Source organism: Salipiger sp. IMCC34102, assembly GCF_004145405.1.
GTDB lineage: Bacteria > Pseudomonadota > Alphaproteobacteria > Rhodobacterales > Rhodobacteraceae > Loktanella.
Genome location: NZ_SELQ01000006.1, coordinates 222,428 through 233,185, shown reverse-complemented (window position 1 = coordinate 233,185; position 10,758 = coordinate 222,428). Strand labels below are relative to the sequence as shown.

At 63.0% G+C, this 10,758-nt stretch carries 7 protein-coding genes, 1 tRNA gene and 1 pseudogene; 5 read left to right on the top strand and 4 right to left on the bottom strand.

Annotation, left to right across the window (positions count from 1 at the left end):
• Window positions 1-416, top strand: a pseudogene (locus tag EU805_RS13800) (MFS transporter); the annotation flags it as partial.
• Window positions 417-705: 289 nt separating this feature from the next.
• Here EU805_RS13800 and EU805_RS13795 read toward each other — a convergent pair.
• Both EU805_RS13795 and EU805_RS13790 read right to left on the bottom strand, forming a co-directional pair.
• Entirely contained in the window at window positions 706-1,170 is a 465-nt protein-coding gene (locus tag EU805_RS13795; protein ID WP_129764563.1) for an anthrone oxygenase family protein, read from the bottom strand.
• Window positions 1,167-1,634 (bottom strand): hypothetical protein, encoded by a 468-nt coding sequence (locus EU805_RS13790; RefSeq protein WP_129764562.1) that lies wholly within the window; start codon window positions 1,632-1,634, stop codon window positions 1,167-1,169. Before EU805_RS13790 ends, EU805_RS13795 begins: the two co-directional genes overlap by 4 nt.
• A 78-nt stretch (window positions 1,635-1,712) precedes the next feature.
• On the opposite strand from EU805_RS13790, the gene EU805_RS13785 reads away from it, so the two are divergent.
• The 3 genes from EU805_RS13785 (at window position 1,713) to EU805_RS13775 (ending at window position 7,143) form a co-directional block, all read left to right on the top strand.
• Window positions 1,713-2,162 carry a MarR family winged helix-turn-helix transcriptional regulator gene (locus tag EU805_RS13785; RefSeq protein ID WP_129764561.1) on the top strand — a complete coding sequence of 150 codons (450 nt, stop codon included), beginning with the start codon at window positions 1,713-1,715 and terminating at the stop codon, window positions 2,160-2,162.
• Between the two features lie 404 nt (window positions 2,163-2,566).
• On the top strand, window positions 2,567-4,858 hold the full coding sequence (locus EU805_RS13780; RefSeq protein WP_129764560.1) for an AAA family ATPase: 2,292 nt from the start codon (window positions 2,567-2,569) through the stop codon (window positions 4,856-4,858).
• Between the two features lie 404 nt (window positions 4,859-5,262).
• Window positions 5,263-7,143, top strand: a complete 1,881-nt coding sequence (locus EU805_RS13775; RefSeq protein ID WP_242494170.1) for a TniQ family protein — start codon at window positions 5,263-5,265, stop codon at window positions 7,141-7,143.
• 136 nt (window positions 7,144-7,279) lie between these two features.
• On the opposite strand, the gene EU805_RS13770 is transcribed toward EU805_RS13775, so the two are convergent.
• Window positions 7,280-7,356, bottom strand: a tRNA-Arg gene (locus EU805_RS13770).
• A 110-nt stretch (window positions 7,357-7,466) separates the two neighbouring features.
• Here EU805_RS13770 and EU805_RS13765 point away from each other — a divergent pair.
• A complete protein-coding gene (locus tag EU805_RS13765; protein ID WP_165351953.1) occupies window positions 7,467-8,489 on the top strand; it encodes a LacI family DNA-binding transcriptional regulator in 1,023 nt (340 codons plus the stop codon).
• Here EU805_RS13765 and EU805_RS13760 read toward each other — a convergent pair.
• Complete coding sequence (locus EU805_RS13760) at window positions 8,484-10,592, bottom strand: bifunctional diguanylate cyclase/phosphodiesterase (RefSeq protein WP_129764557.1); 2,109 nt, start codon at window positions 10,590-10,592, stop codon at window positions 8,484-8,486. The genes EU805_RS13765 and EU805_RS13760 overlap by 6 nt on opposite strands.
• Between the last annotated feature and the right edge of the window lie 166 nt (window positions 10,593-10,758).

The following is a 10,758-nucleotide window of genomic DNA, read 5'->3' as shown; positions in this document are numbered from 1 at the left end:
CCTGCATCGGCACCGGGGGACTGGCCGGAGCCTGGGCCGGCACGCTCGTCGGCCGGTTCGGTCTCGATCGCGTCCACTGGTCCTTCCTCGGCCTGATGGCAGCCAGTATCCTGTCGGTCGGCTTCGGCCTCGGCCCGATCCCTACACTCGTCGGAGGAGCCGTTTTCGGCGTGGCCTACGTGATGCTCACGGGGGTCTACCTCATCTGGGGCACTCACGCCCTACCGGATCGGCCCGCAACAGGCCTGATGGTCGGCTTCCTGACCATCGCCGTGGGCCAGACCGTCGGCGCTCCTCTCTTCGGATTTCTATTGGCTGGGCCGGGCGTTGCCTCTGCCGTCATAGGGTTCGCCGCCGTCGCGCTGATCGCCGGGGCCTTCCGGTCAGGGTCGGCGGTCGATGGCGCAATTGCGTAGCCTGGGCGAAAGCGGCACTTTCTCGAAACGTCTTGGAGGGGCTCGAAGCAGACCTGCGGCGGCGCGGCAGGTCCCTCGCCTTGGCGCGCCGGTCCTGCAGCCGCTAACGGCCCTCTGCGGCCATTGGCCAGCTTCGGCTTTGCCGCAGCGTGGCTTCCCCATAGCGGACCTTGATGGCACCGCGCAGCATAGCCCAGGTGCCCAAGGTCGGCAGAGCGGACGAAGCGGACCTCCTTAAAATTGTTCGAAGCTCTGCTTTCAGAACAGTAGATCAGGAAGCAAACACAATTTACGCTGAAACGCCTCTCTCGTGCCGGGCTGCGCATAAGGCGAAGCCTCCGGCCGTGAGACCGAGTGCGATCCGAAGGGCGTGGAGCGTCAGCCAGGTCCGCAATGTTGCCGCCACATCTGCCGGCAGAACCGCTTGATTGGCGAGAGCCGCATTTGTAGGCAAGTGATAGACCATCGTTATGATCAAAACTCCCAGCATCGCGGCGGAAGCGATCACCCATGAGCCGCGGGCGCACTTGTCGCGTCGCGCGAGCCAGAGCGATCCGAGAAGTCCCAGCAGCGCGGGACCTGCGACGATCGGTATGGTCCGCGCGATGAACCCGCTGTTCACGGCGAACCATGCCAGAAAGTCTTCCGGCGGCAGGCTCGTCCAGTAGCCGCCGAAGGCCACACCGATGCAGAGCGTCGTGCCGGTGAACGCGGCCGATCCGAGGACCGCGAGATAGGCGAAGGCAGCCCTCATGCGACGGCCCGTCCGCCCCGGACCCGCCGTGCGCGCATCGCCAGTCCAGCCTTCATGTTGAGCGCGAGCAGGACTATGTTGACCGCACCCGCGGCCAGTTCGATTATCTGCACGAGGCCAAAGGTCGCGTCGAGAAGGCCGGCTTGGGCCCTCCACCAGAGGAATATGACGGAAGGAACGAGGACGAGCATTCCGTTGCCTGCCACGAGCGCCATGCGGCGACGCTTGGCGCGGACAACGGGAGCCTTCGAGCGCCCCGCGAGACGTGCGCCGCTGGCCCCGGTCACGATCATGGCGATCACGAGAACCGGCAGGGCATAAAGGATCGCCGTGCGGACGGCGACGACACCGGCACTGGACAGGACGAGTTCTGCGGTCAGCGCCGAAACCCAGAAGGTTGCGATGGTGAGAAGGGCCGCGGCGCTGGCAACTCCGTGCAGCGCGACGAGTGTGGTTCGAGACATGCCGGCCTCCTTTTGAATAGCACGCTATGCAAATGGATAGATGTAGACAGCACGCTATGCAAGAACTATTCTTCGGCCATGGTCACAGACACGTTCGATCGCGCCCGTTCGGCGGGCTACCTTGCCAACCACATGGCGCGGCTCTTCGCGCAGCGCCTGCATGAGCGCATTCGTCCGCTGGGCCTCGCGCCGGCGCAGTTTATGACGTTGCTGGCGCTATGGGAGGAGGACGGACTGACGCAGCGCGACCTGTTCGAGCGTCTCGATGTCGAACAGGCGACCATGGCCAACACCCTTGCAAGGATGGAGCGGGACGGGCTGATCGAGCGTCGGGCACATGCGACGGATGCACGCGCCAAGACCATTCACCTTACGAACCGGGCTCGCGATCTGCGCGGCCCGGCTCAGGCCGCCGCTCGCGAGGTGAACGCGATGGCCCTCGGGCACCTGAACGGCGATGACCTCGAGCTCTTCGTCTCCACCATGCGCAGTGCCGTGGAGAGGCTGAAGGCGGGAGAGACCGGTTAGCGCCTGGGCGCGACGAATGACGCCGAGGCCAGCTACGGGCTGCGTCGAGAGCGCTGATCCCGGGTTTTGAGACCGTTTAATCGCCGGCGCCAAGCGGGAGTTGAGGTTTACGTCGGCAATGGTGCCTGCTTGGTAGCGATTCAGCCATCCCACCAAATCGGTCAAAATGGGCTCGAAGCAGACCTGCGGCGGCGCAGCATGAGGCACCTCCGTGGCTCCCCAAGTGCGCCGCCGCTCCCGGCCCAGAGCCGACATCTGAGTTAATTTCTCGATGCCGCGGTGCAGCCCTTTGAATCGGCCTTTGGTGACGGGCTGACGAAAAAAGGACAGGACAGCTGTACCAGTATTAACTACCTTGGGATCAGTGCCTGTTCGAGGCCCTCAGCAACGCTGCGGAAAGCACAATGATTGAACGAATTCAGCTTCTAAGAAACATTGGCCAATTTGACAATGTTAGCCCCCCGCCGCAGACAGCGCTGAGTCCGTTTTCCTTAGTCTATGGTGAAAACGGTCGCGGTAAAACGACCATCGCAGCTATTCTGCGCTCTCTGGCAACGAACAATCCCGGGTTGGTGACCGACCGGCACAGGCTTGGTGCGCAGCATCCGCCCCATATCGTTATCAATCATGCGGGTGGTCAATGCGTTTTTCAGAACAATACCTGGACACAACCGCTACCGCAGGTCGCCATTTTCGACGACACTTTTGTCTCAGCGAACGTCTGTTCTGGCATCGAGCTAATGACAGCACATCGCCAGAACCTGCACGAGCTTATTCTTGGGGCACAGGGTGTCGCGCTTAACGATACGCTTCAAGGCCATGTCACACGCATCGAAGATCACAATACGAGGCTCCGCGAGCTGGCCGACGCGATCCCAGCGAATGCGCGAGGCCCCTACAAGGTCGATACCTTCTGTAGTCTTGAGCAAGACCCGGCCATCGAGGCGAAGATACAGGACGCAGAGCGTCGGCTGGCGGCTGCACGCTCCGCCGACGCCATACGCCAGCGACCCGGATTTCAGGAATTCGGTCTGCCGGACTTCGACCTTGAAGCAATTGACGCCGTGCTGGATCGCAGCTTACCGGACCTCGAAGCCGCAGCTGCCGGTCGGGTTCGCGCGCACATTGAGAAGCTCGGACGCGGCGGCGAGGCCTGGGTCTCGGACGGCATGGCGCGCATCGAACTTGTCTCCGAGGGACATGACGACGACATTTGCCCTTTCTGTGCTCAGGAGCTCGGCGGCTCCGCGGTAATCGACCACTATCGAGCCTATTTCAGCCGCGCCTACGAAGACCTCAAGCTCGCAATCAGACAGATAGGCGTTGCGATACGCGATACCCATGCCGGGGACATTCCGTCTTCCTTCGAGCGGGAAATTCGTACCGCTGTTCAGTCCCACGAATTCTGGAAGGATTTCGCCGACCTGCCTGAAATTGAGGTCGATACTGCCGCCATCGCCCGTCAGTGGAATGCTGCACGCGAGGGGGTGCTCGAACATCTTCGCGCCAAGGCCGGAGCGCCGCTGGATCGCATGGCACTATCGCCTGAGGTGCGTCAGGCGGTCATGGACTATCGCGCGCGCATTGCCGAAGTAGTCGCTTTGTCCGGGCGCCTCGTCGCTGTCAACGGGCGGCTTGATGTCGTGAAGGAACAGGCACAAGCCGATGACCTCGCCGCTCTGACCGATGATCTTGCGAAGTTGCAGGCGCAGAAGGCCCGCTACGATCCCGCCGTGGTGCCGCACTGCGATGCCTACTCAACAGAAAAGACTGCCAAGGCGGCAACGGAAGCTCTCCGAACCCAGGCCCGCGCTGCCCTCGACGAGTATCGGGAACATATTTTCCCTGCCTATGAGACGGCGATCAATGAATACCTTCGGCGCTTCGCCGCGTCATTTCGTTTGGGTGAAGTCCAGTCTCACAACTACCGCTCCGGCTCATCCGCGTCTTTCTGTGTCGTCATCAATCAGCAAAACGTCAACGTGACGGCAGACCAGGGGCCGTCGTTCCGAAATACGTTGAGCGCGGGTGACAGAAACACGCTCGCTCTGGCTTTCTTCTTTGCCTCTCTGGACCAGGACCCCGACCTTGCGAACAAGATCGTCGCAATCGATGACCCCATGACCAGCTTGGACGACCATCGCACCCTGCGGACGCGCGAAGAAATCATGGGGCTGGCCGCGAAAGTGCGGCAAGTGATCGTCCTTTCTCATTCAAAGTCATTTCTATGCAACCTGTGGGAACAGTCTGACCGGAACGTTTCAACAGCGCTGCGCATCAACCGCGCCGCCGTTGGTTCGGAGATCACCGTCTGGGATGTTCGGAGCGACAGTATCTCAGAACATGACAAGCGCCATGAACTCGTCAGAAGCTATTTGCAGGCAGCCGATCCGGACAAAGAACGTCAGATTGCGGCGGCGCTTCGGCCGATCCTGGAAGCCTTTATGCGTGTTGCGTATCCCGAGTATTTTCCGCCGGGAACGCTTCTCGGCCCCTTCCTCGGATTGTGTGACCAGCGGATGAACGGGAACAATGAGATATTGTCGGCGGGCGACATTGCGGAACTGAGAGCCCTCCTCGGGTATGCCAACCTTTTCCACCACGACACCAACCCCGCTTGGCAGACGGCTGCGATCAATGATGCCGAACTGACTGATTTCGCGGAGCGAACACTTCTTTTCGCGTCGCGCCGGTGAACTGCCGGGCTTTGGCTGGAAAAGGTCATAGCAAGGTCCGCTCTCGGGATCTGCGTGGCGTGCGTTTGCACCCGCGGAGAATGTCCGCTTCCCGCCCTGCCATGTCGGTCACGCGGGTTCTGGCAGCTTGATCCCGGCAGAATGTTTGCTTCCATGTCATTGCGAGGGTGCATCGCACGCGCAGAGAAGGTCCAGTTCCCCGCCCTGAGCAGATCTAGTCTCGAAGGGCTGCACTCATTATGCCCTGACCTGCCGCGCACTTGGTTGATAGCCTGAAATCCGAGACCAGTTTCGCTATCGCGCGAGACCCTTTTGCCTCGGACCTGCCCCCTTGTGTTGATCCGGTCTGGACCGAGATCGATCGTTGTCCCATCATCCGCAGGACAAGACCGATAGAGACTTCGATGCCTTTCCCCCTACCTATCCGTCCACTCCCGGCTCCGCGCGAAACGGTCCTGTCCTTCCTTTCGCGTTTCGCCGCGATGAATGCAGCGGAGATGAGCGACTTTTCCATCGATCTCGGCTATCAGATTCGCCGCTTTCTTGACCTGGAAACCGCTGCCCTTGATTGTCTGGCCGAAGCGGCGGGGCTGGAACCTGCGATACGCGATGAACTTGATTCCTGGACCGGCGTGCCTGCCGGCGACATCAGAATGGCTTTCAGAGGTGAAGCCTTTGTGTCGCGCGCCCTGCGCAACCCGGTCATGCGGGGTTGCCCGTTGTGCCTGCAAGAGGATGCCCAGGCGACGCCCGGCCATCCGGAGCAGTTGATGGCGATGCGGGGCGACTGGCTGTTGCGGTCGGTCAATCTCTGCTGCCGCCACCACCACCCTCTCGTGCCGCTTTGGGAGGTCGCCAAGCCTGCAGAGAGGTTCGACAGCGCGGCCCGGCTGCGCGACCTTGCCCCCAAGATCATGGCCGGGGCGTTCGATCGACCCTGCTCTGCACCGACAGATTACGATCTCTGGCTGGATAGGCGACTTGAGACCGGCGAGGATCCGACCTGGCTGGCCGGGCACGGTGTATATGCAGTGACAACGATCTGCGCGCTCTTCGGGATGGCCCTGCTGCAACATCGCTCCCCCGAAGCAAGCACTGGAGACAGGCGGGAGGCAGAGGCTCAAGCAGCCGGTTTCGCTGTGCTCTCCCAAGGAGAGGCGGCCTTCCGCCAGGCCCTGCGGGACCTCGCCCGAAGCAGCGGCGGCACGCAGATCGCGCCGCGGCAGACGTTCGGAAAGCTGTATGTCGCGCTCGACGACTATCTGACAGATGCAGCCTTCGATCCGTTCCGCACGATGCTGCGGGATTGCATTCTCGAAACCTGGCCGGTTGCCGCCGGTGAGCGCGTCCTGGGCGAGGTGCTACCGGCGCGGCGCCTGCATAACCCCAGAACGGCGGCGAATGAGATCGGCGTCTCGACAAAACTGGTCGAGCAGATCCTGACCGATGCCGGGGCATTGCCCGCCGCGGACCCTCGCCCATCTGCGCAGCGCATCTTCGATGCCGCCGAACATGCGTGGCTTCTGGCCGAGATCCCAACGCTGGTGGGACGGGGAGACATGCTGGCAGCCATGGGCGCCACCGAGGCACAACTTCGCACCCTACGGGAAGAGAAAATCATTCGACCACTGACCGAGCATCCTCGAGTCAAAGCGCCCTGGCGGCTCGCCGATGGACTGGCGCTGGTCGCGGAACTGCACGCCCTGACGCAACCCGATCCGGCCGATGGCTCTGGCTGGGAGGCGCTCCAGTTCGCGAAACAGCGCACCGGCTTGCCGGTCGGCGCAATGCTGAATGCCATCAGGGAGAGGCGCATGAGGGTTGCGCGCGATCCCGGGCAATCGGGCTATCGATCGTTCATGGTTCTGAAGGCCGAGGTCGACAGCCTGGCTGGAGCGCGCCCCCATGTCCGCCGTCGCGACGAAACGACGGCGGCCGGGCAACCAGCCTCGGTCTTTGCCAACAGCATCGGCATGAGGCGCAGTGGCTGGTATCCGGCACTGCATGAGGCCGGCCACGCGCCAGCATTCTGGTCTCGGCATCCTGTGACGCGGCGGGCCGTCCTTTATGTCTCTGGGGACGATGAGGCCAAATTCCACCGCCGCTTCCTTACCCCTACGACCATGCAGAGTGAATTCGGTCTCCATCGCCAGACCTGCACCGCCCGGCTACGCGCCGCCGGCATCAGCCCGTTCTCGCCTGGTGGAGCGGACTTAGGCCCCCTTTACCTACGCCAAGAGGCAGAGCCGGTGCTGCAAAAGGCGGTAGGTCTTGGCCAGGGCTGATCGCGCACGTCGCATTTGACCGCAGTGTCCAGGCAAGGGCAGCCAGATCGACAGCAGGATGCGTGGATCGTTCAAAACCCGTCTTTTGTCGAAAAGACGGCCTTTGGATGTCGAACAACAGCGACAGCGTTGATCTTGGTGATCCCGGCAGGATTCGAACCTGCAACCTGCCCCTTAGGAGGGGGCTGCTCTATCCAGTTGAGCCACGGGACCACAGCTCTTCCTTGCCCCGGATTGCGATTTTGGTCAACGGTCCGGCGGTTGCTTGTCTTGGGGACCGAGGCCCCGCTAAGATGGGCTCATCCGTAGAAAGGATTCATTCCGTGAGCATTCCTCCCCGCCGTCCGATGACCTTGCGCGACGTGTCCGAGGCGTCGGGAGTCAGCGAAATGACGGTCAGCCGGGTCCTGCGGAACAAGGGAGACGTCAGCGCCGCGACCCGCGCGCGCGTCCAGGAAGCGGCCAAGCGGCTGGGTTACGTGCCGAACCGGATCGCGGGGGCGCTGGCCTCCAGTCACGTGAACCTCGTGGCGGTGATCATCCCTTCGCTCAAGAACATGGTCTTTCCCGAAGTGCTGTCGGGTATCTCCGACGCGCTCGACGAGACGGAGTTGCAGCCTGTCATCGGGGTCACGGGCTACCGCCCCGAGAAGGAAGAGCGCGTGCTCTTCGAGATGCTGTCGTGGCGCCCCGCCGGCCTGATCATCGCCGGGCTCGAACATTCGGACACCGCGCGCGCGATGATGGCGCAGGCGGGCATCCCCGTGGTCGAGATCATGGATACCGACGGCGAACCTATTGACGCCTGCGTCGGCATTTCCCATCGCCGGGCGGGCCGTGAAATGGCCAAGGCGATCCTCGAGGCGGGATACCGCCGGATCGGGTTCATGGGCACGCAGATGCCGCTCGACCACCGCGCCCGCAAGCGGTTCGAGGCCTTTACCGGGACGCTCGCCAAGGCCGGGGTCGAGATCGTCGATCAGGATTTCTACGCCGGCGGCTCGGCGATGACGAAGGGCCGGGAAATGACGCAGGCCATGCTGGAGCGGCACCCGGATCTGGATTTTCTGTATTACTCCAACGACATGATCGGCGCCGGCGGTCTGATGTACCTGCTCGAAAAGGGCGTCGACGTGCCGGGCCAGATCGGTCTGGCGGGATTCAACGGGGTCGAGCTTCTGGACGGCCTTCCCCGCAAGCTGGCAACGATGGATGCCTGCCGCCGCGAGACAGGCACCCGTGCCGCCGAGATCATCAAGGCGCGCGTAGACGGCAACGCCGGCACGCCAGAGCTGATCCAGATGACCCCGCGGCTTGAATTCGGGCAGACGCTGATCCGGTCATGACGCCGCGGCCCGTTCGGGGCCGGCCTTGGACAGGTAGCTTGCAAGTTCGCTGGCCGGGATCGCCTTGCTGTAAAGCCAGCCTTGGGCGTGGTTGCAGCCAAGGCTCAACAGGAACGATTGCTCCTTCTGCGTTTCGACCCCTTCCGCCAGCGTTTCGATCCCAAGCTTGTCGGCGAGCCCCACGATGGCGCCGGTCAGATCCTGCAACTCCTTGTCGCCGTCGATATGGCGCACGAAACTCCGGTCGATCTTGATGCGCGACACCTTGAATTGCCGCAGCGACGCGATGGCGGCGTGCCCCGTGCCGAAATCGTCGAGCTCCACCTCGAAGCCGGCGTCCACGAGGTCATTGATGTTCCGGATATACCGCTTGGTCCGGTCATCCAACAAGATTGATTCGAGAAGCTCCATCCGCAACCGGTCCGCCGGAGTGCCGTGGCGCGCGCGCGCGGCGTTCAACCGATCGAGCAGTCGAGGATCGCCCAACTGATCGACTGACAGGTTGATGCTGATCGGCAGGTCACCGTGTCCGAGGTCGGCAAGGCGGCGCCAGGCGGCACAGGCTTGGTCCATCGCAATGTCATCCAGTTCCGTCGTCAGCCCCGACCTCTGTGCGACGGACAGGAATGCGCCTGCGGCCAGGCAGCCACGGCTGGGATGGTTCCAACGCATCAGGGTCTCGAACCCGATGACGCGCTCCTCGCGGGCGTCGAACTGTGGCTGGAAGTGCGCTTCCAGCGCGCCGGTCTCGATCGCGGTCTTCAATTCCCGGGTCAGGTCGTTCGCGGTTTCGACTTCCTGGCGAAGTCGGGGGTGGAAATGGCAGACCGCCTCGCGGGTTTCCTTGGCGTCGTTCAGCGCGATCTCGGCATCCTGAAGGATCGTCCGGTGCGGCGCCCCTGACCGGTCGAGCACGGCGATCCCGCAGGAGATGACGCAGGATACATGCTGACCGTCCACGTCGAAATTGGTGCCGAAAGCGGCGCTGAGCTTCGTCATGATCGACTGCGGACCCTCGTCCTCGCAGATCTGGACGGCAAGCAGGAATTCGTTGCCACCTATCCTTGCGGCAAGCCCGCCCGCGGCTTCTTCGGCGCGCAGGATGTCGGCGCAGTGGCGCAGCAGCCTGTCGCCCGCCTCGTAGCCGTAGGCGCTGTTGATCATCTTGAAGCGATGCAGATCGATATGGAACACCGCCAGCGTCTGTCCCTGCGGCAGCGCCGCGGCGCGGTCGAGCAGTTCTTCGCGCAGACCGCGACGATTGCGCAGGCCGGTCAGCTCGTCCGTCAGTGCCATGCGGTGCAGGCGCTCCTGCTGCTGCTTGAGCTCACTCACGTCGATGCGCAGACCGACGCGTCCCCCGTCCGAGGTGATCCGCTCCACGATGCGCAGCCAGCGGCCGTCGCTCAGGGGTTGTTCGATGGAATTGCTGCTGCGGGTATGGGCCTCGAGCCGGTCGCGCAGCCATGCCTCCTCCCGACCGATCCCCTCGCGGTATTCGCCGGCCTCCAGACCTGCCCGCAGGATGTCGGAGAAGGTGACCCCGGGCCGCATCGCATGCGCGGAGAGGGGATAGAACTCGCGGTAGGTCTGGTTGCAGATCACGAGGCGGTCGTCCTTGTCGTACAGCACGAAGCCGTCCGAGAGCGCCTCGATCGCGGTGTTGAGCTGCTTTTGCGCCTCGTCCGCACGGATGCGGGCGGTGTGCTGCAGGGTCTCGTCGGAGAACTGCGCCAGGATCGTCGGGTATTCGCCGGGAACGATCTGAAGCGTCAGGAAGATGATGCGTTCGTCGCCGAGGTTCAGCTGCATCCGGACGACGTTGCGATGCACCTTGCGTTGCATCAACCGGTCGAAAAGCCGGATGACCCGGCATTGCGGAACCTGCGGCAGCAGATCTTCCAGCCGCTCCTGTTGCAACTCACGCATGTTGCGGCCCAGCATGTCCTGCGCACTGGGGTTCGCCGCAAGGATCCGTCGGGTGATCGCATCCGCCGCGATGATCCCAGAGGAATCCCGCTCGAACAAGGCGACCAGCGCGTTTCGATCGAGCAGATTGCGCACTGCGGTCATGTCCGCAGTCTGGTTCGGGTTCTCTTGCATCTACCCTCCGGCCCTCGTGACGGCGGGGTGGTAGCAAGCGGGCGTGAAGTAAGGTTTAAGCCAAGCGCGCCGCGACAGCGCGAAAGGCGTTCCGCCTTGCCCTTTCCAGTTCGATCCGGGTGTGAAAGGCTCTGGCTGACCCCGCGGAAACCACCGATGCCGGGAT